Source organism: Stenotrophomonas sp. NRRL B-14846 (genome assembly GCF_050473585.1).
Taxonomy (GTDB): domain Bacteria; phylum Pseudomonadota; class Gammaproteobacteria; order Xanthomonadales; family Xanthomonadaceae; genus Stenotrophomonas.
In genome coordinates, this window is the sequence record NZ_JBFLUN010000022.1 from 3,043,535 (window position 1) to 3,068,529 (window position 24,995).

The 24,995-nt window shown below is 68.4% G+C and carries 20 protein-coding genes; 11 read left to right on the plus strand and 9 right to left on the minus strand.

Features of this window, described 5'->3' with window-relative positions; translation table 11 throughout:
- The first annotated feature begins 8 nt into the window (after positions 1-8).
- The 4 genes from AB1281_RS16210 to leuB are packed head-to-tail and all read left to right on the plus strand — an operon-like array spanning position 9 to position 3,896.
- A complete protein-coding gene (locus tag AB1281_RS16210; protein ID WP_430346400.1) occupies positions 9-788 on the plus strand; it encodes a class I SAM-dependent methyltransferase in 780 nt (259 codons plus the stop codon).
- A 60-nt stretch (positions 789-848) separates the two neighbouring features.
- On the plus strand, positions 849-2,267 hold the full coding sequence (gene leuC / locus AB1281_RS16215) for a 3-isopropylmalate dehydratase large subunit (RefSeq protein ID WP_430346401.1): 1,419 nt from the start codon (positions 849-851) through the stop codon (positions 2,265-2,267).
- Positions 2,267-2,845: a 3-isopropylmalate dehydratase small subunit gene (leuD, locus tag AB1281_RS16220; RefSeq protein WP_075676301.1), complete on the plus strand. Its 579-nt coding sequence runs from the start codon at positions 2,267-2,269 to the stop codon at positions 2,843-2,845. The genes leuC and leuD overlap by 1 nt, the downstream gene beginning before the upstream one ends.
- Complete coding sequence (gene leuB, locus AB1281_RS16225) at positions 2,835-3,896, plus strand: 3-isopropylmalate dehydrogenase (RefSeq protein ID WP_197612217.1); 1,062 nt, start codon at positions 2,835-2,837, stop codon at positions 3,894-3,896. The genes leuD and leuB overlap by 11 nt, the downstream gene beginning before the upstream one ends.
- A gap of 106 nt (positions 3,897-4,002) precedes the next feature.
- Here leuB and AB1281_RS16230 read toward each other — a convergent pair whose 3' ends face one another.
- On the minus strand, positions 4,003-4,776 hold the full coding sequence (locus AB1281_RS16230) for an SDR family oxidoreductase (protein WP_430346402.1): 774 nt from the start codon (positions 4,774-4,776) through the stop codon (positions 4,003-4,005).
- A 117-nt stretch (positions 4,777-4,893) separates the two neighbouring features.
- Here AB1281_RS16230 and AB1281_RS16235 point away from each other — a divergent pair, with 117 nt between their 5' ends.
- Positions 4,894-5,799 (plus strand): LysR family transcriptional regulator, encoded by a 906-nt coding sequence (locus AB1281_RS16235; protein ID WP_430346403.1) that lies wholly within the window; start codon positions 4,894-4,896, stop codon positions 5,797-5,799.
- Between the two features lie 164 nt (positions 5,800-5,963).
- On the opposite strand, the gene AB1281_RS16240 is transcribed toward AB1281_RS16235, so the two are convergent.
- The gene (locus tag AB1281_RS16240; RefSeq protein ID WP_430346404.1) at positions 5,964-9,125 is read right to left on the minus strand and encodes an efflux RND transporter permease subunit; all 3,162 of its coding nucleotides are present in this window, start codon (positions 9,123-9,125) and stop codon (positions 5,964-5,966) included.
- Between the two features lie 4 nt (positions 9,126-9,129).
- Positions 9,130-10,260, minus strand: a complete 1,131-nt coding sequence (locus AB1281_RS16245) for an efflux RND transporter periplasmic adaptor subunit (protein ID WP_430346405.1) — start codon at positions 10,258-10,260, stop codon at positions 9,130-9,132.
- Positions 10,261-10,379: 119 nt separating this feature from the next.
- Between AB1281_RS16245 and AB1281_RS16250 the strand changes: the two genes are divergently transcribed.
- The 3 genes from AB1281_RS16250 to AB1281_RS16260 all read left to right on the plus strand — a co-directional run bounded on the left by AB1281_RS16250 (position 10,380) and on the right by AB1281_RS16260 (position 13,219).
- Complete coding sequence (locus tag AB1281_RS16250) at positions 10,380-11,060, plus strand: TetR/AcrR family transcriptional regulator (RefSeq protein ID WP_014038415.1); 681 nt, start codon at positions 10,380-10,382, stop codon at positions 11,058-11,060.
- A 136-nt stretch (positions 11,061-11,196) separates the two neighbouring features.
- Positions 11,197-11,844 carry a protein-L-isoaspartate O-methyltransferase family protein gene (locus AB1281_RS16255; RefSeq protein ID WP_006390984.1) on the plus strand — a complete coding sequence of 216 codons (648 nt, stop codon included), beginning with the start codon at positions 11,197-11,199 and terminating at the stop codon, positions 11,842-11,844.
- A 16-nt stretch (positions 11,845-11,860) separates the two neighbouring features.
- The gene (locus tag AB1281_RS16260) at positions 11,861-13,219 is read left to right on the plus strand and encodes a TolC family outer membrane protein (protein WP_014038417.1); all 1,359 of its coding nucleotides are present in this window, start codon (positions 11,861-11,863) and stop codon (positions 13,217-13,219) included.
- 100 nt (positions 13,220-13,319) lie between these two features.
- Here AB1281_RS16260 and AB1281_RS16265 read toward each other — a convergent pair whose 3' ends face one another.
- Both AB1281_RS16265 and waaA read right to left on the minus strand, forming a co-directional pair.
- Positions 13,320-14,564 carry an amino acid transporter gene (locus tag AB1281_RS16265; RefSeq protein ID WP_430346406.1) on the minus strand — a complete coding sequence of 415 codons (1,245 nt, stop codon included), beginning with the start codon at positions 14,562-14,564 and terminating at the stop codon, positions 13,320-13,322.
- A 223-nt stretch (positions 14,565-14,787) separates the two neighbouring features.
- Positions 14,788-16,086 (minus strand): lipid IV(A) 3-deoxy-D-manno-octulosonic acid transferase, encoded by a 1,299-nt coding sequence (gene waaA, locus AB1281_RS16270; RefSeq protein WP_049442913.1) that lies wholly within the window; start codon positions 16,084-16,086, stop codon positions 14,788-14,790.
- Between the two features lie 60 nt (positions 16,087-16,146).
- Between waaA and AB1281_RS16275 the strand changes: the two genes are divergently transcribed.
- Positions 16,147-17,064, plus strand: coding sequence for an LpxL/LpxP family Kdo(2)-lipid IV(A) lauroyl/palmitoleoyl acyltransferase (locus AB1281_RS16275; protein WP_049442912.1), 918 nt, complete (start codon positions 16,147-16,149; stop codon positions 17,062-17,064).
- A 147-nt stretch (positions 17,065-17,211) separates the two neighbouring features.
- Here AB1281_RS16275 and AB1281_RS16280 read toward each other — a convergent pair whose 3' ends face one another.
- The 4 genes from AB1281_RS16280 to AB1281_RS16295 form a co-directional block, all read right to left on the minus strand.
- Positions 17,212-17,661, minus strand: a complete 450-nt coding sequence (locus AB1281_RS16280; RefSeq protein ID WP_049442911.1) for an REP-associated tyrosine transposase — start codon at positions 17,659-17,661, stop codon at positions 17,212-17,214.
- A gap of 137 nt (positions 17,662-17,798) precedes the next feature.
- Positions 17,799-19,130 carry an O-antigen ligase family protein gene (locus AB1281_RS16285; protein ID WP_430346407.1) on the minus strand — a complete coding sequence of 444 codons (1,332 nt, stop codon included), beginning with the start codon at positions 19,128-19,130 and terminating at the stop codon, positions 17,799-17,801.
- Positions 19,111-20,226, minus strand: coding sequence for a glycosyltransferase (locus AB1281_RS16290; protein ID WP_430346408.1), 1,116 nt, complete (start codon positions 20,224-20,226; stop codon positions 19,111-19,113). The genes AB1281_RS16285 and AB1281_RS16290 overlap by 20 nt, the downstream gene beginning before the upstream one ends.
- Before the next feature lie 15 nt (positions 20,227-20,241).
- Positions 20,242-20,439 (minus strand): zinc-finger domain-containing protein, encoded by a 198-nt coding sequence (locus AB1281_RS16295; RefSeq protein WP_005410967.1) that lies wholly within the window; start codon positions 20,437-20,439, stop codon positions 20,242-20,244.
- A 420-nt stretch (positions 20,440-20,859) separates the two neighbouring features.
- Here AB1281_RS16295 and AB1281_RS16300 point away from each other — a divergent pair, with 420 nt between their 5' ends.
- Positions 20,860-24,204, plus strand: a complete 3,345-nt coding sequence (locus AB1281_RS16300; protein ID WP_430346409.1) for a GH92 family glycosyl hydrolase — start codon at positions 20,860-20,862, stop codon at positions 24,202-24,204.
- Positions 24,201-24,944 (plus strand): basic secretory protein-like protein, encoded by a 744-nt coding sequence (locus tag AB1281_RS16305; protein ID WP_049442907.1) that lies wholly within the window; start codon positions 24,201-24,203, stop codon positions 24,942-24,944. The genes AB1281_RS16300 and AB1281_RS16305 overlap by 4 nt, the downstream gene beginning before the upstream one ends.
- Positions 24,945-24,995: the final 51 nt, after the last annotated feature.

A 24,995-nucleotide genomic window follows, 5' to 3' on the forward strand; every position in this document is an offset into this window, starting at 1 on the left:
AACCCGACATGAGCGCCTTCGACACCCCCACCCCGGCCAGCGCCGCTGGCCAGCAGTGGAACGCCCAGGACTATGCGATCGACGCCGGCTTCGTGCCGCTGCTCGGCGGCGCGGTATCGCGCCTGCTCGACCCGCGCGCCGGTGAACGCATCCTCGACCTGGGCTGTGGCGATGGCGTGCTCAGCACCGAGCTGGCGCTCAGCGGCGCACGCATCCACGGTGTGGATGCCTCACCGGAACTGGTGATCGCCGCGCGTGCGCGCGGTGTCGATGCGCAGGTGATGGATGGCCACGCGCTGACCTTCAACGCTGAGTTCGATGCGGTGTTCAGCAACGCGGCACTGCATTGGATGGCCACCCCGGACCGCGTGCTGGAAGGCGTGCGCCACGCCCTGCGCCCCGGCGGCCGCTTCGTCGCCGAGTTCGGCGGCCACGGCAACGTGGCCACGATCATCGCGGCGGTGCAGGCCGCGCGCGTGGCCCACGGCCATGGTGCCAGCGCCTTCCAGTGGTACTTCCCCACTGCCGATGCCTACGCCGACCGCCTGCGCCAGCATGGCTTCCAGGTGCAGCTGATCGAGTGCACGCCGCGCCCGACTGCACTGCCGACCGGCGTGGCCGGCTGGCTGCGGGTGTTCGCCGCACCGCTGCTGGACGATCTGCCGGCCGAGGCACGCGCCACCGTGCGCGAGGCCGCCACCGCACTGCTGGCCGATCTGCCGCGCAATGCTGCTGGCCAGCCGCTGGCCGACTACGTGCGGCTGCGGGTACTTGCCCGTCGCCGCTGACATGATCCATTCGTTATCTTTCCTGATGTCCGCAACTTCGTACTTCTGCCAGGCACACGCATGACTTCCGCACCCCGCACCCTGTACGACAAACTGTGGGACGCCCACGTGGTGGTTCCCGAATCCGACAGCGCGCCCGCCGTGCTGTACATCGACCTGCACCTGATCCACGAGGTGACCTCGCCGCAGGCGTTCACCGAACTGCGCGAACGCGGCCTGTCGCCGCGCCGGCCGGACCGCACCAAGGCGACGATGGACCACTCCACGCCGACCCTGCCGGCCGCCGCGGACGGCACGCTGCCCTATGCCAGCGCCGCCTCCGAGGCGCAGGTCGCCACGCTGGCGCGCAACTGTGCCGAGCACGGCATCGAACTGTTCGACATGGCCTCGGACAACCGCGGCATCGTCCACGTGATCGCGCCGGAACAGGGCTTTACCCAACCCGGCATGACCATCGTCTGTGGCGACAGCCACACCTCCACCCATGGTGCGTTCGGCTCGCTGGCGTTCGGCATCGGCACCAGTGAAGTCGGCCACGTGCTGGCCACGCAGTGCCTGCTGCAGCGCAAGGCGAAGACGTTCGCCATCACCGTCGATGGCTCACTGGCACCCGGCGTCGGCGCCAAGGACGTGGTCCTGCACATCATCGGCGTGATCGGCGTCAACGGTGGCACCGGCCACGTGATCGAATTCCGTGGCAGCACCATCGAAGCGATGGACATGGAACAGCGCATGACCCTGTGCAACATGTCGATCGAGGCCGGCGCACGCGCCGGCATGGTGGCGCCGGACCAGGTCACCTTCGATTTCGTCGCCGCGACCCCGCGTGGTCCCAAGGGGGCCGACTTCGACGCCGCCGTGGCCCGCTGGCAGCAGCTGCGCAGCGATGACGGCGCGCGCTTCGACAGCGAAGTGCACATCGACGCCGCTGATATCCGCCCGACCCTGACCTGGGGCACCCATCCGGGCACCGCCATCGCAGTGGATGCGCCGATTCCGGCGGCCAACGATGCCGCCGCACAGAAGGGCCTGGACTACATGCACTTCCAGGCCGGCAGGGCGCTGGCGGGTACGCCGGTGGACGTGGTGTTCGTCGGTTCGTGCACCAATGGCCGCCTGAGCGACATGCGCGAAGTGGCGCAGGTGCTGCGCGGCCGTCGCGTCGCTGACCGGGTGCGCATGCTGGTGGTGCCGGGCTCGGAGATCGTCAAGCGCGAGGCCGAGGCCGAGGGCATCGACGAGATCGTGCGCGCGGCCGGTGCCGAGTGGCGCGAGCCGGGCTGCTCGATGTGCATCGCCATGAACGGCGATCTGGTCGCGCCCGGCCAGCTGGCCGTGAGTACCAGTAACCGCAACTTCGAGGGCCGCCAGGGCCCCGGTTCACGCACGCTGCTGGCCTCGCCGATGAGCGCGGCGTGGGCCGCGGTGAACGGGCACGTTGCCGATACCCGCGAACTGTTCGCACAGGAGGTGGCGTGATGGCCGGCTTCCGTACCCTGACCTCGGCCAGCGTGGTGCTGCGCCAGACCAACATCGACACCGACCAGATCATTCCGGCGCGGTTCCTGTCCACCACCGAGCGCGCCGGCCTCGGCCGCAACGCGTTCAATGACTGGCGCTGGCAGGCCGATGGCGCACCGGTGGCCGACTTCGCCTTCAACCAGCCCCACAACGCCGGCCGCAGCATCCTGCTGGCGGGCCGCAACTTCGGCTGCGGTTCCTCGCGCGAGCATGCGCCCTGGGCGCTGACCGACCTGGGCCTGCGCGCCATCGTCAGCAGCGAGATCGCCGACATCTTCCGCGGCAACGCGCTGAAGAACGGCCTGCTGCCGATCGTGCTGGACGAGGCCGACGTGCAGGCGCTGATGCAGCTCCCGGACGACGAGCTGACCATCGACGTGGCCACGCGCGAACTGCGCACGCCTGACGGTCGCGTCTATTCCTTCCCGCTGGATGGCTTCTCGCAGACCTGCCTGCTGGAAGGTGTCGACCAGTTGGGGTATCTGTTGGGCCGTGTCCCTGAAATCGAACGCTACGAGAGTGAGCATGCACGCTGAAATTGTTGTCCTGCCCGGTGATGGCATCGGCCCGGAAGTCGCCGCCGCCGCGGTTGCCGTCCTGAAGGCGGTCGCCGAACGCTTCAACCACACCTTCACCTTCAGCGAGCACGATATCGGCGGCATCGCCATCGACCGCCACGGCGAACCGCTGCCGGCGTCGACCCTGGCGGCCTGCCAGGCCGCAAATGCGGTGCTGCTGGGCGCGGTCGGCGGCCCGAAGTGGTCCGATCCGAACGCCAAGGTGCGCCCAGAGCAGGGCCTGCTGGCGATCCGCAAGGCGCTGGGCCTGTATGCCAACCTGCGCCCGGTGCGTACCCATGAAGCCGCCCTGCACGCCTCGCCGATCAAGGCCGAGTTGCTGCAGGGGGTGGACTTCGTGGTGGTGCGTGAACTGACCGGCGGCATCTACTTCGGCGACAAGACCCGCGATGCCGACAGCGCCAGCGACCTGTGCCGCTACACCGTGGCCGAGATCGAGCGCGTGCTGCGCAGTGCGTTCCGCCTGGCGCAACAGCGCCGCGGCAAGGTCACCTCGGTGGACAAGGCCAACGTGCTGGAAACCTCGCGCCTGTGGCGTGACGTGGCGGCACGCATCGGCCGCGAGGAGTTCCCGGACGTAGCACTGGAACACCAGCTGGTCGATTCGATGGCGATGCACCTGCTGGCCAAGCCGCGCGAGTACGACGTGATCGTCACCGAGAACATGTTCGGCGACATCCTCACCGATGAGGCGTCGATGCTGGCCGGCTCGCTGGGCCTGCTGCCCTCGGCCTCTCTGGGCGAACCCGGTGCGGTCGGCATCTACGAACCGATCCATGGTTCGGCCCCGGACATCGCCGGCAAGGGCATCGCCAATCCGTACGCGACGATCTTCAGCGCGGCGATGCTGCTGCGCCATTCGCTGGGGCTGGAAGCGGAAGCCGCTGCGGTGGAAGCTGCGGTGCACGCCGTGCTGGACGATGGCGTGTTCACTGCCGATCTGGCCGCCAAGGGCCAGGCGGTGAGTACCGCCGCCGCCACGGATGCGGTGCTGGCGAAGCTGGGCTGACCTATCCGGCAAACCTGTAGAGTCGAGCCATGCTCGACTCAGGCAACAGCAGTCGAGCATGGCTCGACTCTACAGGGACCTCGCGGCCACGCCCTGCGTGGCTGCGTTACTTGGTGGTGTAGCCACCATTGACCAGGATGGTCTGGCCAGTCATCCACCAGCCATCGGTGACCAGGAAACGGATCCACGGCACGATGTCGGCGATGTCGGTCAGGCCAGTGCGAGTGAACGCCGATAGCGCCGCCGCGGTCTTGTGATACGCCTGCGCATCAGCACTCTCGGCCGGATAGAAGAACGGCGTGTCCATCGGACCCGGGCCGATCGCGGTCACCGAGATGCCACGCTCACCGAACTCCTTCGACGCCGCGCGGGTGAAGTGCTCGACCGGGGCCTTGGTGCCGGCGTAGCTGGAATAGAACGGCGTGAACGCGCCCAGCAGTGAGGTGACCAGGGTGCAGATGCGGCCACCGTCGTTGACGTGGCGGCCGGCCTCCTTCAGGAAGAAGAAGGCAGCCTTGGCGTTGACCGCACTCATTTCGTCGTACTCCGCTTCGCTGATGTCCAGCAGCGGCTTCTTCAGTACCTTGCCGACCGTGTTGATGGCGATGTCGGGACGGCCGGCCGCTGCCACGGCATCGGCGAACAGGCGCTCCATCGCTGCGGCCGAGGTCAGGTCACCCTGCAAGGCAACGGCCGTGCTGCCGGCGGCCTGCACGGCGGCGACGGTCGCCTCTGCATCGGCCTGGGTGGCGGCGCTGTTGTAGTGGATGACGATGGCTTTGGCGCCCTGGCTGGCGAAGTCGCGGGCCAGCAGGCCGCCCAGGTTCTTGGCGCCACCGGCGATCAGCACGGTCTTGCCCTTGAGGGAATGGTCGGTCATGGCGTCTGTCTCAGGAGGGGGCTGCCCGGGGTGGCAACCCTGCCCTGACGACGATATCGTGCAGAAAATGCGGATAAAGCCTGCCACATTGACTTAACTTTCCAGAGCAGACGAACAATGGACCGGATCGATCGCTTCCGCATCTTCACCCGGGTGGTGGAATGCGCCAGCTTCACCCGCGCCGCCGACCAGCTCGGCCTGCCCCGCTCCACCGTTTCCGCGGCAGTAGCCGAGCTGGAGCAGCGGCTCGGCACCCGCCTGCTGCAGCGCTCGACCCGGCGGGTCTCCACCACCCACGACGGCGACGTGTTCCATGCCCGCTGCCTACGCCTGATCGCCGAAGTTGAAGACGCCGAGTCGTTGTTCCGGCAGGACGACGCGCAGCCGGTGGGCCTGCTGAAGATCGATGTGCCCAGCCGCATCGGCCGCCGCATCCTCGCCCCGGCGCTGCCCGACTTCTTCGCGCGCCATCCGCAGGTTGAAGTGGACCTGGGCATGACCGACCGTGCGGTGAACCTGATCGAAGACGGCTGTGATGCGGTGCTGCGGGTCGGCCAGCTGGGTGATTCCAGCCTGGTGGCCCGCATGTTGGGACAGCTCGACTTCGTCAACGTCGCCGCGCCGGCCTACCTTCGCGAGCACGGCGTACCGCAGCATCCTGCCGACCTGCAGCAGCACCGCGCGGTGAACTATGCATCGCCGACCACGGCGCGGGTGGAACCGTGGGAATGGCAGGACGGTGGCCAGCTGCGCACGCTGCAGATGCCCGGCTGGGTAAGGGTGAACAGCGCCGAGGCCTCGATCGCGTGCTGCGTGGCGGGGCTCGGCCTGCTGCAGATTCCGCGCTACGACGTGCAGGCCGAACTGCAATCCGGTGCGCTGGTGGAAGTGATGCCACAGCACGTGGCGCAACCGCTGCCGGTGACCCTGCTGCAGCCGCATCGGCAACACCGCGCACAGCGCGTGCAGGTGTTCATTGAATGGCTGCTGCCAGTGCTGCGGAGCGGCCTGCAGCTGCAGTAGATCCACACCACGCGTGGATGCACGCATCAGTGCCAACCAAGGCTGGCACCCACCAGGCCCACCGCGGTAGATCCACGCCATGCGTGGATGCGCACAACGTGGATGGGGTCAGAGCCCTTTCCCAGCGGGAAAAGGATCCGACCCCGGCCGCAGAGCCCGGGGCATCACGCCCCGGATTCATCCGGCTTGACCCGGAACCATGCCGCGTACAGCGCCGGCAGGAACACCAGGGTCAGCACCGTGCCCACGATCAGGCCACCCATGATCGAGATCGCCATCGAGCCGTAGAACGCACTGCGCGACAGCGGAATCATCGCCAGCACGGCCGCCAGCGCGGTCAGCACGATCGGGCGGAAACGGCGCACGGTGGCATCGATGATCGAATGCCAGCGGTCATGCCCGGCATCGATGTCCTGCTGGATCTGGTCGATCAGGATCACCGAGTTGCGCATGATCATGCCGGCCAGTGCGATCGTGCCCAGCAGCGCGACGAAGCCGAACGGCGCGCGGAACAGCAGCAGGAACAGGGTCGCACCGATGATGCCCAGCGGCGCGGTCACCAGCACCATCGCTGCACGCGAGAAGCTGCGCAGCTGCAGCATCAGCAGCGTGGCCACCACCACCAGGAACAGCGGCATGCCGGCCTTGATCGAGTTCTGGCCACGCGCCGAATCCTCCACGGTGCCGCCGGTTTCCAGCAGGTAGCCGCTGGGCAGCTCGGCACGGATGCCATCCAGCGTGGGCACGATCTGGTGCACCACGTCCAGCGCCTGCATGCCATCGCTGATGTCGGCGCGCACGGTCACGGTCGGCAACCGGTTGCGATGCCAGATGATGCCGTCCTCGAAGCCGTACTCCATCGTCGCCACCTGCGACAGCGTGATGCTGCCGCCGTTGGCGGTCGGCATCGACAGGCTGGACAGCAGCTCCAGCTGGTTGCGTTCATCGGCCGGTCCACGCAGCAGCATCTCGATCTGGCGGTTGCCTTCGCGATACACGCTCACCGACTGGCCGGCCAGCGAACTGGCCAGGAACTGGCTGACCTGGGCACTGCTCACGCCCAGCGCGCGGGCACGCTCCTGGTCGATCACCAGCCGCACCACCTTGCTCGGCTCGCTCCAGTCCAGGTTGACGTTCATCACGTGCGGGTTCTCACGCACCTTGGCCTCGACCTGGCGCGCGATCGCCTGCACCTTCTCGATGTGCTCGCCGGAGATGCGCATCTGCACCGGATAACCGACAGGCGGGCCGTTCTCCAGGCGGGTCACGCGCATCTGCACGTCCGGGAACTCCGGGATCACCTCGTGCAGCAGCCAGTCACGGGTGCTTTCGCGCGATTTGATGTCCTTGGCCAGCACCACGAACTGGGCGAAGTTGGTCGCCGGCAGCTGCTGGTCCAGCGGCAGGTAGAAGCGCGGCGAACCGGTGCCCACGTAGGACACGTAGTTGGCGATGCCCTCGCGGCTGGACAGCAGCTTCTCCAGCTTCTCGGCCTGGGCCTGGGTCGAGCGCAGCGACGCCCCCTCGGCCAGCTCGATGTCCACCATCAGTTCCGGCCGGGTCGAGTCCGGGAAGAACTGCTGCGGCACGAAGCGGAACATCATCAGCGAGAACACGAACAGCGCGATGGTCGCGGCGATCACCCACCAGCGGCGGCGCAGGCAGGCGTCGAGGAAGCGCCGGAAGCTGCGGTAGAACGGGCGCTGGTAGGGATCGTGGTCGTGCCCATGCTGCGGCGGTGCGATCAGGTTGGCCAGCGCCGGATAGCGGTCGGCCCACTGCTGGCGCTTGGCCAGCCAGCGCGCGGACAGGCTGCCCGGCTTCGGCGGCTGCGGATTGAACAGGTCCGGCAGCATCTTGTCGCCCAGGTACGGGATGAACAGCACCGCCGCGATCCACGACACCACCAGCGCGATGGTCACCACCTGGAACAGCGAACGGGTGTATTCACCGGTGCTCGATGCCGCCGTGGCGATCGGCAGGAAGCCGGCCGCCGTGATCAATGTACCGGTCAGCATCGGGAATGCGGTCGATTCCCAGGCGAAACTGGCCGCGCGCAGGCGATCGAAGCCCTGCTCCATCTTGGTGGCCATCATCTCCACCGCGATGATCGCATCGTCCACCAGCAGGCCCAGCGCCAGCACCAGCGCGCCCAGCGAGATCTTGTGCAGGCCGATGTCGAAGTAGTGCATGACGAAGAAGGTCATCGCCAGCACCAGCGGAATGGTCACGCCCACCACCAGGCCGGTGCGCAGGCCCAGCGAGAAGAAGCTGACCAGCAGCACGATCACCACCGCTTCGGTCAGCACCTGCACGAACTCGCCGACCGACTCCTCCACCGACTGCGGCTGGTCGGACACCTTGCGCAGCTGCATGCCGGCCGGCAGGGTCTTCTGCAGGCGCTCGAACTCGGCATCGAGGTTGGCGCCCAGCTTGAGGATGTCACCGCCATCCTTCATCGCCACCGCCAGGCCGATCGCCTCCTCGCCCATGAAGCGCATCTTCGGCGATGCCGGGTCGGCGAAGCCACGCTTGACCTCGGCGATGTCGCCCAGGTGCACGGTGCGGTCGCCAGCACGGATCGGGAACTGGCGGATCGCATCGATATCGTTGAACTGGCCGGTCACGCGCAACTGCACGCGATCGGTGGCGGTCTCGAAGAAACTGGTGCCGGTGATCGCATTCTGGTCGGCCAGCGCCTGCTGTACCTGCTGCATCGACACACCCAGCGTCGCCAGCCGGGTGTTGGACAGCTCGATCCATACCTTCTCGTCCTGCAGGCCGACCAGGTCGATCTTGCCGACGTCGGGCACGCGCTGCAGTTCCAGCTGGATGCGATCGGCGTAGTCGCGCATCACCGCGTAGTCGAAGCCCTTGCCGGTCAACGCATAGATGTTGCCGTAGGTGTCGCCGAACTCATCGTTGAAGAACGGGCCGACAATCTCGCGCGGCAGCGTCGCACGGATGTCGCCCACGCGCTTGCGTACCTGGTACCACAGGTCCGGGATCTGCCTGGAACGCAGGCTGTCGCGCGCCATGAAGATGACCTGCGATTCGCCGGGGCGCGAATACGAGCGGATGAACTCGTACTCGCCGGTGTTCATCAGCGCCTTCTCGATCGGCTCGGTCACCTGCCGCGAGACCTGTTCGGCGGTGGCGCCCGGCCACAGCGTGCGCACCACCATCGCCTTGAAGGTGAATGGCGGATCCTCGGACTGGCCCAGATGCTTGTACGACCATGCGCCGATCAGCGCGAAGGCAAGCATCGCGAACAGCACCAGCGGGCGGTTGGACAACGCCCACTCGGAAAGATTGAAGCGGCGCACCGGCTTACTCCTTGGCCTTGGCGGCAGCGGCCGGCGTGGCCGGCTTCAGCACCGGGCGGTTCTGGCGGTCCACGGCGATCACCGACTGGCCGGCGCGCAACAGGTGTCCGCCGGCAGCGACCACCCAGTCAGCAGCGCCCACGCCGGACAGCACCGGCACCGTCTCGCTGCCGTAGGCACCGGTGGTGACTGCTGCGGCCTTCAGCGTGCTGTTGGCCGGATCGACCACCCATACGCTGGCGGCACCGTTGGCACCGCGCTGCAGCGCGCCGAGCGGCAGCTGCAGGGTGCCGTGGCGGCCGGCGCTGCTGTAGACGCGCGCGCTCTGGCCCAGTTCGACGTCGGCCAGCGCATCGGCGGGCAGGCTGACCCGGGTTGCATAGGTACGTGCCTGCGGATCGGCGGCGGCAGCGATCTCGCGGATCGTGCCCGGCAGGCGCTGGCCGGGGCGGTTCCACAGCTCCACCTCGACCGGCTGGCCCACCGCATAGTCGCGGATGGTGGCCTCGGGCAGGTCGATCAGCACTTCGCGCCCGCCATCGGCGGCCAGGTTGAAGATGGTCTGGCCGGCCGACACCACCTGTCCGGCTTCGGCCTCGCGGCTGGCGATCACGCCGTCGGACGGCGCGCGCAGCTGTGCGTAGTCGGCCTGGTTGCGCAGCACATCGAGGTTGGCGCGGGCCGCGTTGGCCTGCCCCTGCGCGGCCTTGAAAGCGGCGGATTGCTGGTCCAGCTGCGAACGGCTGACCAGTTGCTGGTCGGCCAGCACCTGGTAGCGCTTGAGGTCATCGCGGGCACGCACCAGATCGGCTTCGGCCGCCGCCAGCTGCGCCTGCGAGGCGCGCGCCTGCAGCGCGAAGTCGGCCACGTCCAGCTCGGCCAGCACGTCGCCCTTCTTCACCCGTTGCCCGGCATCGACGTGGCGCTTGACCAGGTTGCCGCCGACGCGGAACGACAGCGGACTTTCCTGCCGCGCACGCACCGTGCCCGGGAACGCCGCCGGCGCCTGCCCGGCCTGCTCGCCGGGGTGAACCACCAGCACCGGCACGGCCGCCTGGGGCGCCTGTTCCTGTCCCGAACAGGCTGCCAGCGCAGCCATCCACACCATACCGCCCATCCAGCGCACGATCTTCATCGGTCAACGTCCTGAAAACGCAGGGTTGCAACTAAGGGAGGAGCCGCGACTGCCGGCCCAATTTAATAAACCGGCCGGTATAGTATAAATATCGAACCGCTTGGTCTAGTATTGTCGTGATGAGTTCTCACACTTCCCGCAAGCCGTCGGCCAAGCCCGCTGCCAAGGCCGCCGGACCCGGGCGCCCCAAGGACCTCGGCAAGCGCGCGGCGATCCTTGAAGCAGCCAAGGCACTGTTCATCGAACAGGGCTATACCGGCGTGAGCATGGACACCATCGCCGCTCAGGCCGGCGTCTCGAAGCTGACTGTGTACAGCCACTTCGGCGACAAGGAGACCCTGTTCTCCGAGGCCGTGCAGTCAAAGTGCATCGAAATGCTGCCCGATGCGCTGTTCGTGGCCGACGCGGATGGTCCGCTGCGCGACCAGCTGATCGGCATCGGCCTGGCCTTCTTCGAGCTGATCACCTCCGATGCGGCGATCTCGATCCAGCGCATGATGATGGCGCCGGAGACCGATGAGCGCCTGCGCGAGCTGTTCTGGCAGGCTGGCCCGGAGCGTACCTGCGAGGCCCTGGCCGACTTCCTGCGCGCCCGCGGCGAACGCGGCGAGCTGGAGATCCCCGACTATTACCTGGCCGGCCAGCAGTTCCTGACCCTGGTCAAGGGCGAAGTGCACATGCATATGATGTGCGGCATGCCACTGTCACCGGTGGAGTGCGACCCTCTCACCCACGTGACCGCCAGCATCGACTTCTTCCTGCGCGCCTATGCGCCGCGAGGGGCCGGGACGGCTGAATAACCAAAACTGAACGAACCGGAGGTCGCGATGACTTCCGGCACTGCGACCCCGGCCCCCCGGCAGCTGATGCTCTGGGCGCGCCGCCGGCCTCCGGCACCGGTAAAATGGCCGGCCCACTGCGCTGGATTTGAACCTCATGACGATTGATTACGCCCACGCCCGCGAACTGATGGTGGAACAGCAGATCCGTCCCTGGGACGTGCTGGACATCAAGGTGCTCGACGTCCTGGCCCGCCTGCCGCGCGAGGCCTTTGTCGCCGATGCACACCGGGCACTGGCCTACGCCGATGTCGAACTGCCGATCGGCCATGGCCAGAAGATGATGAAGCCGGTCATCGAGGGCCGTACCCTGCAGGCGCTGGACCTGCAGCCAGGTGACGAAGTGCTGGAAATCGGCACCGGCAGCGGCTTCCTGTCGGCCTGCATCGGCGCGCTGGCGCGCGACGTGCTGAGCCTGGAAATCGACCCGGAACTGGCCGCCGCCGCGCGCGCCCGCCTGGACGCCTCCGGCCTGGGCACCAACGTCCGCGTGGAAGTGGCCGACGCCCTGGCCTGGCAGACCGAACGCCGCTTTGACGTGATCTGTGTCACTGGTGCGGTCGACGTGGTGCCGTCACAGTTCGCTTCGTGGCTGCGTCCGGGTGGTCGCCTGTTCGTGATCCATGGCCGTTCGCCGGCGATGGAGGCCCTGCTGGTCAAGGCCGACGGCAGCAGCGAGTCCCTGTTCGAGACCGATATCGATTACCTGCGTGGTGCCGCCCCGGCCCCCCAGTTCCACCTCTGAGTCCAAGGAAGCCGCAATGATCCGCCGATCCCTCGCTGTTGCGCTGGCCACTGCCCTGCTGCCGTTGTCCGCCCATGCCGCCGACCTGCTGCAGGTCTACGAAATGGCGCGCAATGGCGATCCGCAGCTGTCCGCCGCCGAATCGACCCGGCTGTACGACAAGGAAGGCGCCGTGCAGGCCCGCGCTGCCCTGCTGCCGCAGATCAACGGCCAGGCCCAGCTGAACCGCACGCGCAGCGAGCCCAATGCCGACGCCAACTCCGGCTCGTTCACCAGCAAGCGCCGCACCTACACGATCGACGGCAGCCAGACGCTGTTCAACTGGACCCAGATCAACAACCTGCGCTCGCAGCGTGAGCTGAGCAAGGCGGCGGACTTCACCCTCGATTCGGCCAACGACAGCCTGATCGTGCGCACCTCGGCGGCCTACTTCAACGTGCTGGTGGCGATCGAATCGCTGAACGCCGCACAGACCAATGAAGCGGCCGCGAAGAAGCAGTTCGACTTCGCCGACAAGCGCCTGGAAGTGGGCCTGGCGCCGATCACCGACGTGCACGAAGCACGCGCCCAGTATGACCAGGCGCGTGCCAACACCATCGTTGCGCAGAACACCCTGGCCGATAACTACCAGGCCCTGACCGAACTGACCGGCCAGCCGGTGGTCAACCTGCGTGGCCTGCCGGCCGACTTCCGTCCGGAAGTGCCGGCCAACCGCGGCAATATCGATGAGCTGGTGCACCAGGCCACCAACCAGAATCCGGCGCTGAAGGCGCAGGAACTGAAGGTCAGCGCCGCCGAAGCCGGCGTGCAGGCTGCCCGCGGTGGCCATTACCCGACCCTGTCGCTGGGCGGCAGCTGGGGCAAGAGCGCGACCTGGGGTGACAGCACCGGTTCCGGTTCGCTGTCGCCGGACGCCCGCACCAACAGCATCGGCCTGACCCTGAGCGTGCCGATCTTCTCCGGTGGTGCCACCCAGTCCGGCGTGCGCCAGGCGCTGGCCCAGCGTGACATCGCCCAGGACGGCTACGAGCAGCAGAAGCGCGCCCTGGACCGCAACACCCGCAATGCCTACCAGACGCTGGTTCAGGGCATCAGCGAAGTGGAAGCACGCCGCCTGGCGGTGGTCTCGGCGCAGAGCGCGTACGACGCCTCGCAGGTCGGCCTGGAAGTCGGTACCCGTACCGTGCTGGACGTGATCCAGAACCAGCGCATCCTGTTCTCGGCGCAGCTGGATTACGCCCAGGCCCGCTACACCTTCCTGCAGAACCGCCTGCTGCTGAGCCAGTCGCTGGGTGCGCTGGACGTGGCCGAGCTGCAGGACGTCAACCGCCTGCTGACCCAGGACGCGGGCAACCCGGCGACGACCACGCACTGATCCGTCGCCCTGCCGGCAACGAAGAAGCCACCCGCAAGGGTGGCTTCTTTGTAGCCGGTGCATCCACATGCACCTATCTGTTGCGTGGCCCCGCGAAACGTCAGCCCGGCCATCCCCGCAGGCGTTCCAACGCCGCAAGGACGCACAGTGCTGCTGCCAATGGGGCCAACATCGGCATCACCAGCTCGCGACCGGTGGCGCCCTGCCCCGTGCCATTCCGTCGCCGCAGCACCGCCAGGCACAGCGCCGCCATCACCAGCAGGGTTGCCGGACCCGGCAGCGCCGGCAGAGTGCCCAACGGCAGCCACAGCACCAGCATCACCGCCGGCAGCCCGACCGCCGCCGCGATCAGGCCACGGGAGCGCCCCATCGCATCTCCCACCCCTGGCCACAGCGACGTTGCCAGCCGCACGGCCAGCATCAGCAGCACCAGCTGCAGGGCAGCCAGGCCCGCGGCCCCCGCCAGGGGCAACAACGGCAGCATCCACTGCAGCTGCGGATGCATCTGCAGCGCCACCGACAGGGGCCGGGTGCTGGCCAGCGCGGAAAACTCGACCAGCCCGGCCTGCAGTGCCGCCAGCACGATCAGCAGCAACATCGCCAGCAACGAGACCAGCGCCAGCACGGCCGGCTGCCACATTGCGCCCTGGCGGCGCAGCGCAGGAAAGCCCAGTGCCAAGCCAACGCTGGCAAATACCCCCAGCAGCGGCACTGCAGCCGCCAGCACCCCGCCCAGCCCGAAGCGATACGGCGCGGTCGCCGGTGGCAGCCAGGGAATCCAGTGCGCGTAGTGCACGTGACGTGCCGCCAGCGCCAGCAGCAACACCCCCACACCGATCTTCACCGTCAGCAGGGCGCAGGCCACCAGCGCCACACGCCGTGGCGGCAGCAACGCCAGCGCGCCCAGCACCAGCAGACCCACCGCCGCCGTCACCTGTTCCGGCAACCAGTTGCTGGCCTGGAGGCCTTCCGCGGCCGGCACCGCGTGTACATGGTGGGCCATGGACTGCGCCACGCCCGCCGCGGTCGCCACCAGCTCCAGCAGCAGGGCCACGCCCAACACGCCAGCCACCCGCGGCCCCCAGCTGGTGGCCAGCAGCCCATGCAGGCCCTCGGCCGCCGGCAGCCGCAGCACCAGATCCTGCAGGCAGCACAGCACCAGGCCAGCCCCCAGTGCGGCCAGCAACAGGCTCAGCACGATGGCCGGGCCGGCCTGCGCCGCCGTGTGCTGGCCCACCAGCGCGATCACGCTGCCGCCCACCAGCAGCGTCAGCGCCACCACCGCCAGATGGTCCATGCCCAGCCGGGCTCCACCGGTGCCGTCCCTGCCCCTGTCGCCGTCCATCGCAAGTTCCCTTGATATCCGCCCAAGCGCGGTCGATAGCAGGCTGGCAGCCTGCGTCGCCCTGCGGAATCAGAATCGGTGCTGTGTGCGCCACGATGTGATGGCAGGCACGCTGCCATTGGCGGGGTCGGTCCAGCAACGACAGAAAAATCGTTGCTAAGCAGAATTGATGAAGTTGATCACGACAGTGCTCGACAGCGCCGCTGACGCCGCGCTGCCGGGATCACTCGCGCGGCGGTGGCAGGTGCGGCGCGACCAGGGCAAGCGTGCGCTGCAGCGCGCCGCGGCCGTTGCTGACCAGCGTGCAACCGGCGCGTGCCATGTCCTCGCGGGCCTGGGCATCGTCGAGCAGGTGCTGCAGCAGATCGCCCACCGCCTGCGCGTCCTCGCCGATCAGCAGCGCACCGGCCTCGCGCATGCGCCGGGAAATTTCCGCGAAATTGTGCAGGTGCGGACCGGTCACCGCCGCCGTTCCCATGGCGGCCGGCTCCAGCAGATTGTGGCCGCCGATGGCCTGCAGGCTGCCGCCGACAAAGGCGACCTGGGCGCAGGCGTAGAACGGCATCAGCTCGCCGAGGGTATCGATGACGAACACATCTGTGGCCGCGTGCGGCCACTGGTCCACGCGGCGGGTCGCCACGCTCCAGCCCTGTTCGCGCGCCAGCGCTTCCACCTTCGGGAAGCGCTCGGGATGGCGCGGTGCCCACAGCAGCAGCAGGTCCGGATGCTGCTGGCGCAGACGCCGGTGCAGGTCGATCACCGCCTGCTCTTCGCCATCATGGGTACTGGCGGCGATCCATACCGGGCGAGCGGCCGGTACCCGCGCATGGAACTGTTCGACGAAGCCCTGCACATCCGGCGTGGCGATGTCGAACTTCAGGTTGCCCAGCGCCTGCACCTGGCCGGGCTCCGCCCCCAGCTGCACGAAGCGCTCGGCATCGTCCTGCGACTGCGCGGCCACGCAGGTGACGGTGCGCAGCGCGCGGCGGATCAGTGCGGCCAGCAACCGGTAGCCGCGCAGCGAACGCGCCGACAACCGGGCATTGAGGATGTACACCGGAATACCGCGGTCACGGCAGCCGAACAACATGTTCGGCCACAGCTCGGTTTCCAGGATCAGCGCCAGGCTGGGCTGGAAATGGCCGAGGAAGCGGTTGACGCTGCCCGGCACGTCGTACGGCAGGTAGACGTGGTCCAGGGCGTCGCCCCACAGCGCACGCACGCGCTCGGAGCCGGTCGGGGTGATGGTGGTGATCACCCAGCGGATGTCCGGGCGCTGCTGGCGCAGGGCATTGACCAGCGGCGCGGCGGCATTGACCTCGCCTACCGAGACCGCGTGCAGCCATACCCGCGGCTGGCCGGTCGGCTGCGGATAGGAGGCGTAGCGTTCATCCCAGCGCCGGAAGTATTCACGGACCCGGAAGCCGCGCCAGACCAGGTGGTACACGGTGATCGGCAGCAGGATGTAGAGCACGACCGAATACAGGCCGCGCAGGATCCATTCGACAGGGTCTTTACGCATGCGGCAAGGATACGGGAGCCCCCGGGGAAAGACACGCGGCCGCCTTGGTAGAATGGCCCCATGTCAGATGCCTCCACCGCCGTCCGCCCATCGCTGCGCGATCCGCGCAACTGGCCGATGTTCGCCGCCATGTTCGGCGCCTTCGCCATCGCCCGCCTGCCATGGATGCTGCAGCGCGCGCTGGGCCGGGGCGTCGGCTGGATCACCTGGCGTCTGCTCGGCAGCCGCCGCCGCGCCGCCGAGGTCAACCTGCAGCTGTGCTTCCCCGAGAAGGACGAAGCCTGGCGCCAGCGCCTTGTGCGCGACAGTTTCGATGCGCTGGGCGTCGGCGTGTTCGAGTGCATCCGCGCCTGGTGGGGCAGCATCGACCGCATCCGCCCGCAGGTGCGGATCGAAGGCCTGGAACACCTGCGGCAGATGCAGGCCGAAGGCCGCGGCGTGCTGCTGGTCTCCGGCCACTTCATGACCCTGGAGATGTGCGGACGCCTGCTGTGCGACTACGTCGACCTGTCCGGCATGTACCGCAAGCACAAGAACCCGGTGTACGAGTGGGCGGTGAAGTTCGGCCGCCTGCGCTATGCCAAGGCGATGTTCGCCAACGAGGACATCCGCGCGACCGTGCGCCATCTGAAGAAGGGCGGTTTCCTCTGGTACGCGCCGGACCAGGACATGCGTGGCAAGGACACCGTGTTCGTGCCGTTCTTCGGCCACACCGCCTCGACCATCACCGCGACCCACCAGCTGGCGCGGATGACCGGTTGTGCGGTGATTCCGTACTTCCACCGCCGCGAAGGCGGGAAGTACATCCTGAAGATTGGTGCGCCGCTGGAGAATTTCCCCAGCGAAGACGTGGAAGCCGATACCACGCGGGTCAACCAGGCCATCGAGGAAATGGTGCGCGAGGCCCCCGACCAGTACCTGTGGATCCACCGCCGTTTCAAGCGCCAGCCCGGCGGCCGGAGCGATTTCTACAAGTAACGGTGGGACGGGAGGGTTTCATCCACGCATGGCGTGGATCTACTGCCCGTGCGGCTTCATCCACGCATGGCGTGGATTTGATGACGCGAGGGCACTCTGAAGTAGATCCACGCCATGCGTGGATGCTCTCCATTCCGATGCGGGCACCTACAACGGCCAACGGCACCATGCGTGCGGGTACTCACCCAACGCGCTGGCCAGGCCCGCACGGACCGGATTGGCCAGGATGTACATCGCCTTCTCATGAAGGGATTCATCACTGCGTACGGCGTGATCGTGGTACCCGTGCTGCCACAGCGCCCCTCGCCGCTCCAATCGTCGGTTCAGCAGCCGGCTGCTGCGCGACTTCAGCAGGGCCATGCACTCGGCCAAGGTTTCGCTGCGCAGCTCCATCAGCCAGTGCAGATGGTCGGGCATCACCACCCAGGCGAGGCTATGGCTGATACCGCGGCGCTCAACGAAGCGCAGGCAGTCAACCAGGATCGCCACGTTGGCGGCGTCGGCGAAGAGCGGTTCGCGGCCGAGGGTTGCCGTGGTCAGTGAATACACGTTCCCGGATCGGGAAAATCGACCGTAGCGGAGTCTGGGGCTGGCCATGCCTCCAGCGTGCGCGACCGGTGGGGACACCGATAGTGGAGATGTCGCCGTGTTCGGGTCGGGAAAGCCCCATCCACGCATGGCGTGGATCTACTGATCGGCTCCATGGTTGATCCCTGCCATGCGCGGGTGCGCGGTCACTTCAGCGGCAGGGAATCATCTGCGTCGCGGGCCAGCAGGCTGCCGGCGAACAGGGCCGCCAGCAACACGGTCAGGCCACCCCAGAACGCGGAATAGAACGCCAGGTGCGTGTTGAGCGGGAACACCGTGACTGCCAGCGCCAGCATCGCCGGGCGGGCGCGGTCACGCGCGCCCGGCGGTGCATAGCGCCATGCCCGCCAGGCTTGGGCAACCGCCGCCAGCCACAGCAGCAGGCCGAGCACACCGGTCTCCGCCAGGATTTCCAGCACGATCTGATGGGCGTGCAATGCCGGTTGATTGCCCCACACGGCGGGGCCGTCTTCGGCCACGCAGGCGGGATACGCATCGCGGAAGCCACGCGCACCGACACCGTTGACCGGATGTTCCTCGATCATGCACACGGCTGCGGTCCAGATGCGCGCGCGCCCCGACAGTGCCTCATCAACGCCCTGCCCGTCTTCGTTCCATGCCTGGGCCGTGCGCGCAACACGCTCGCGCAGCTGCGGCACGCCCGCTGTCAGTGCGGCCGTGCCCATCGCCGCCACCAGGGCAAGCAGGAGCAGCCGCTTCCAACCAAACTGGCGCACGCCGCTGTAGGCCAGCACCAGTGCAAAGGTGATCCAAGAGGCGCGCGAACCGGCCAACAGCAATACGCATCCCAGTGCGGCAGCGGCCAGCAGCCACCCGGCGCTGCCGAACCGTCGCGCCATCGGCAGCAGCAGGAACGGTGACAGGCTGGCCAGCACCTGGCCGAATTTCAGGTTGCACGGCCCGAGCGCGCCACTGAGGCGGTCGGCCAGCGCGGCTTCGTCGGCCGGGCACAGCGCGTGGCCACTCACTGCCAGCTTCAGGTGCTCCAGCGACCAGAACCATGGGCTGGTGCCAGCCAGCGCCTGCACCAGTGCGTCCAGCGTCCACGCGCCGGTGATCAGTGCCAGGCCACCGAAGGTCAGCCGCCGCCGTTCCGGCGTAGCTACCGCAATCGCCACCAGCCACATGAAGGGCAGGTAGCGCAGTCCGGCCGCAGCCTTGGTCCACGAGGCCGACGGATCGATGGCATCGATGGCCGAGAACGCCTGCGGCAGCCAGTAGCCAAGGAACAGGATCGAGGTCAGCGCCCAGGCTGCCGTGCTCAACAGGTGCGGGCGGCGCTGCAGCCGGCGCATGACCATGCGCGCGGCGGCATAGAGCGCGCCAAGGCCCAGCACGGTTTCGGCGATGCCCGGCAACGGCCACATCGCCACGTACGCCAGCACCCACCAGGGCGCCCAGCGCCCGGCACGGTCGTCGCGCACGATGGCAGCGGGGTCAGCCGGCGAGATCGGCATAGAGGCGGAGGGTATCGCGCTGCATGGCCTGCAGGGTAAACGGGATGCGGGTCGGCAAGGACGGCGGCTGCGCCAGCAGGGCCAGCGCACGTTCACCCAGCGCGCGCGCATCACCGAGCGGCACCGCGCCGCTGGGCTGCAGCTGCTGCAGCAGTTCGCCGACGCCACCGTGGTCCCAGCCCAGCACCGGGCGGCCGACCGACAGCGCCTCGACCACGGTGCGGCCAAAGGCTTCCGGCTTGTCCGACAGCTGCAGCACCAGATCGCTGGCGGCGTAGGCCTGGGCGATGCGTGCGGTCGGCGTGCTGATCTGTACGGCCCCGGCCACGCCCAATGCCGCGGCCTGGCGGCGCAGGTCGGCCACATAGGCCTCGCGCCCGGGTTCCTCGGTGCCCAGCATCCACAACTGCGCAGGCACGCCGGCGGCACGCACGTCGGCCAGCAGCTGCAGCGCGTGGGCGTGGCCCTTCAGCCGGGTGCCGCGCCCTGGCAGCAGCAGCAACGGTCCTTCCACCTGGGCCAGCCACGGGTAATCGGCCGCCAGGGCCAGCCGCGGGCGACGGTCGGCACGCGCCACACGCGGGAACTGGCCGACATCGACACCGCGGGGAATGACCTGCAGTTTTTCTTCCGGCACCGTCGGGTAATGGCGTTGCACGTAGGCGCGCACGGTATTGGACACGCAGATCACGCGTTCGCCGCTGGTCATCACCGCGCTGTAGCGGCTGGGCGAATTCAACCCGTGCACGGTGGTCACCCAATGCGGGCGCTGTGCGGCGGGCATGGCGCGGATCGCGTACAGGCCCAGCCAGGCCGGCAGCCGCGAACGGGCATGCACGATGTCCGCGCCAACCTCGGCAAACAGCCGGCGCAGGGTCGGCAGGTGGCGCAGGGTCAGCAGCGACTTGCGGCCGATGTCCAGGGTGAGGTGCTCGGCACCGCTGTCCAGCAGCGGCTGCACCAGGCGGCCACCGGCGGACACCACCAGCGCGCGATGGCCGGCGGCGACCAGGGCCGCAGCGATTTCCAGGGTCGAGCGCTCGACACCGCCGGAGTGCAGCGCCGGCAGCAACTGCACCACGGTCAATCGGCGCATCGAAGGGGCCGCCGTTTAGTCGGCCAGCACGAACACGGAACCGCAGTACGGGCACTGCGCTTCGCCGTTGGGCTCGTCTTCGATCGGCAGGTACACGCGCGGATGCGAGTTCCACAGCGCCATTTCCGGGGTCGGGCAGCTCAGCGGCAGATCGCTGCGGTGCACGGTGTAGCGCTTCTCGGCGTTGGCGGGCGCGGTGGCGGTATGGCTCATGGCGGATGTCGGAGAACGGGTTGCGAGGCCTGTGATTCTAGCATCTGGGCCGCACCGACATTGCGCCGCAACGGGACGTTGCGCGCGCCCGCCGATGCCGCGCACCTCCCCGCCACACGCCGGGCGGCGGCGGCGCCGGGGATTCCGTGCTGGTTCCGGCAGGTTCGCTCGCCGGAATCGCCTCCAGCGATATTTCCCGCATTTGGATCGAACTAAATGGCACTTGTCAGCGCGCGGCGGCTGTTGCAGGATCGGGCCAGGTCGCACCCCGACCCCTCCAATCCGACCCGATCGCATGGCCCGCCCCCACCGGACCGGCATCGCCTCTTCCACTGCCAGCCTGGCGGGCGGAGCGATGCTGTCCGTGGTGTCCGCCGATGCGGGTTCTGCCCGCCGCCAGCCCTTCCGGGAGACCCTTGCATGACCCTGTCCGATCCGCGCCGCGCCCTGCTTCCACTCGCCCTGGCCCTGGCCTGTGCGACCACTGCGATGCCGGTGCTGGCACAGGGGCTGCAGACCTCGTTCGAACCGGGCGAACCTGCCCCGACGCAGGCCGCGGGTGCACTTCAGGTCACGATCGGCAATGGACCGGCCGCCCCCTACACCGCCAAGCGCAACGCCGGCTACAGCGGCCTGCATGCACTGCACTACAGCAGCGAGGGCGGCAGCGCGCGGCGCGAACTGTTCAGGGCCGACCTGCCCATCGAGGCCGATACCACCCTGTCGTGGCTGGTGCTGCCGGAGATCGTCGGCAAGGACACCGTCGCTTCGACCTATGTCTCGCTGGACCTGCTGCTGGACGATGGCAGCCGCGTTTCGGCCGGTGCCGCGCGGGACCAGCATGGCGTGGCGATCGGCGCACGCGCGCAGGGCGAGTCGAAGACGCTGTACCCGCAGCAGTGGGCACGCAAGGCGGTGCGGCTGGGCGACGTACCCGCGCTGAAGGGTCGCCGCGTGGTGGCGATCGAGCTGGAGGTGGCCAGTGCCGAGGGCGCGCCGGTCTCAGGTTGGATCGACGATGTGCGCCTGGACGCACAGCCGAAGCAGCAGCCACAGCGCGTCTCCGACTGGGTGCTGACCACCCGCGGCACCCAGGCCAACGGCACCTTCTCGCGCGGCAACAATTTCCCGGCCACGGCGATGCCGCACGGCTTCAACTTCTGGACCCCGGTGACCGATGCCGGCGCACTGAACTGGCTGTACCGCTGGAACGAGCAGAACGATGCGCAGAACCGCCCGCAACTGCAGGCGCTTGCACTGAGCCACCAGCCCAGCCCGTGGATGGGCGACCGCCAGACCTTCCAGGTGATGCCCTCGGCCAGCCGTGGCGTGCCGGAGGCCGACCGCCGCAAGCGCGCGCTGTCGTTCGACCGCAGCCATGAAAGCGCGCGCCCCTACCGCTACGACGTGCGCTTCGACACTGGCATCGCCGCCGCCATCGCGCCGACCGACCATGCCGCACTGTTCCGCTTCGACTTCCCCGAAGGCGGCGATGCCAACCTGCTGTTCGACAATGTCGATGCGCGCGGCGGCCTGACCCTGGACGCCACCACGCAGACGCTGTCCGGCTACACCGATACGCGCAGCGGCCTGTCCAACGGCGCCAGCCGCATGTACGTGGTCGCCAGCTTCGACAAGCCCTGGCGCAGCAGCGGCCGCCTCGACACCGGGCGCCCGACCGGCTACATCAAGTTCGACGCCGGCAGCGACCGGCGGGTGACGATGCGCATCGCCACCTCGCTGATCTCGGTGGAGCAGGCGCGGCACAACATGGCACTGGAGATCGCCGCCGCCGATACGCTGGAGAGCGTGGCCGGCCGCGCGCAGGATGCATGGGACGCGCGCCTGGCCCGCTTCGACATCGGCGATGCCAGCGACGACCAGAAGACCACGCTGTACTCCAGCCTGTACCGGCTGTACCTGTACCCCAATTCCGGCCACGAGAATGCCGGCAGCGCGGCCGCACCGGACTGGCGCTACGCCAACCAGGCCAGCGCCAGCGATGACAACACCGAAGGCAGCGCAAACCGCAGCTTCACCGGCGTGCGCGATGGCAGGGTGTTCGTCAACAACGGCTTCTGGGACACCTTCCGCACCACCTGGCCGGCCTATGCCCTGTTCACGCCCGACGATGCCGGGCAGATGGTGCAGGGCTTCATCGAGCAGTACCGCGCCGGTGGCTGGATCGCGCGCTGGTCGTCGCCGGGCTACGCCGACCTGATGGTCGGCACCAGCTCGGACGTGGCCTTCGCCGATGCATGGCTGAAGGGCATCGGCGGCTTCGATCCGGCCGAGGCCTATGCCGCCGCACTGAAGAACGCGACCGTGGTCCCGCCCGACCGCCATGTCGGCCGCAAGGGCATGGACCGTTCGACCTTCCGTGGCTACGCCAGCGCGGACGTGCACGAAGGCATGTCGTGGACGATGGAAGGGGCGCTCAACGATTTCGGCATCGCCAACATGGCAGATGCGCTGGCCAAGCGCGCGACCACGCCGGCCGCACGCGAGCGCTACAGCACCGAGGCCGACTACTTCCGCTACCGCGCCGCCAGCTACGCAACGATGTTCGATCCGGCGGCCGGCTTCTTCCAGGGCCGCACTGCCGATGGCCATTGGCGCGTGGACGCCAAGGACTATGACCCGCGCGTGTGGGGCCATGACTACACCGAATCCAATGGCTGGACCTTCGCCTTCACCGCCGCCCACGATGGCGAAGGCCTGGCCGCGCTGTACGGTGGCCGCGACAAGCTGGCGGCGAAGCTGGATGCCTTCTTCGCCACGCCGGAAACCGCGGACCCGGCACTGGCCGGCTCCTACGGCGGCACCATCCACGAGATGACCGAAGCGCGCGACGTGCGCATGGGCATGTACGCGCACAGCAACCAGCCGGCGCATCACATCCCGTGGATGTACCTGTACGCCGGGCAGCCGTGGAAGACCCAGCAGCATGTGCGCGAGATCCTGTCGCGGCTGTATGTCGGCAGCGAGATCGGCCAGGGTTATCCAGGCGACGAGGACAACGGCGAGACCTCGGCGTGGTACGTGCTGGCCTCGCTGGGCCTGTATCCGCTGCGCATGGGCGCGCCGGAGTACGTGATCGGTTCGCCGGCCTTCCGGCACGCACGGGTGGAACTGCAGGGCGGCGCGGTGCTGACCGTGAACGCGGCCAACAACTCGCGTGAGAACGTCTACGTGCAGTCGCTGAAGATCAACGGCCAGCCCTGGACGAAGACCTGGGTGCCGCACGCCCTGATTGCCAAGGGTGCGACGCTGGACTTCGTGATGGGGCCGCAGCCGTCGCGCTGGGGCAGCGGCGTGGATGACCTGCCGCGCTCGCTGACCGCGCGTGGCCAGCGTCCGCAGCTGCTGCACGACCTGCTTGGCAGCGGCGCGAAGGCAACGCTGGCCGATGGCCGCGCCCTGCCGGCGCTGCTCGATGACGATGCGGCCACCACCGTCGGCCTGGGCGGCGGCGCAACCATCGCGCTGACCGGTCTGGCCGACGGCACGCCGACGATGTACACGCTGACCAGCGGTGACGGCCGCATCCAGGGCGGTGAGTGGGCGCTGGAAGCGCGCAACGGCAGCGGCCGCTGGATCGTGCTCGACCAGCGCAGCGGCGAAGCCTTCGAATCCGCCCGCCAGACCCGTCCGTTCCGCATCGCCAAACCCGGTCGTTACAGCGAGTACCGGCTGCGCCTGGCCGCACCGGGCCGGCTGCCGCTGGCGGAGATCGAACTGTTGGCGCCCAGCGCCGTACAATGAGCCCCATGCGCTACCGTCTGTTGCCTCTGGCCCTCGTTGCCCTTTCCTTCTCCAGCTTCGGCCAGACCCAGGCCTTTGATGCGCAGCTGACCCGCGACGGCGTGACGCTGAACTACCAGGACGCCCGTGGCGCCCTGGCCGCGCCGCAGCGCAAGCGGGTGATCGATACGTTCTACTTCGCCTACCTGCGCGAACGTGCGGACTTCCACCCGGCCGCGCCGTCGATGGTGCGCATCGTGATCGATCCGGCCTACACCGGCATCGCCTTCGTCGGTGACAAGGACCAGGCGGCGACGATCACCATCAACCCGGGCTGGCTGGCGCAGCACCCGAACGACATCGACCTGGTCACCCATGAGGCCATGCACATCGTGCAGGGCTATCCGGGCTATGGCGACGCGCGGGTGCCGGGTTGGCTGGTGGAAGGCATCGCCGACTACGCACGCGACCGCTACGGCATGGACAATGCCGCGGCCGGCTGGGCACTGCCGGGCAAGGTCGAGAAGGGCCAGAACTTCGACAGCGGCTACCGTGTCACCGGCGCGTTCCTGAAGTGGGCCGACACCGAACACCCGGGCCTGGTGCTGGCACTGGACAAGGCCCTGCGCGATGGCCGCTATGCACCGGCGCTGTGGCAGAAGCACACCGGCAAGGCACTGCCGGCGCTGTGGGCGCAGTACGCCAAGCCGCGTTCCGACGCACCACCGCCGGCCCCGGCACGCCGCGGCAAGCGGCACTGACACCCACGCATTGCACGTTCGCCGGGTATTGCCCGGCGCTACCGCATCGCG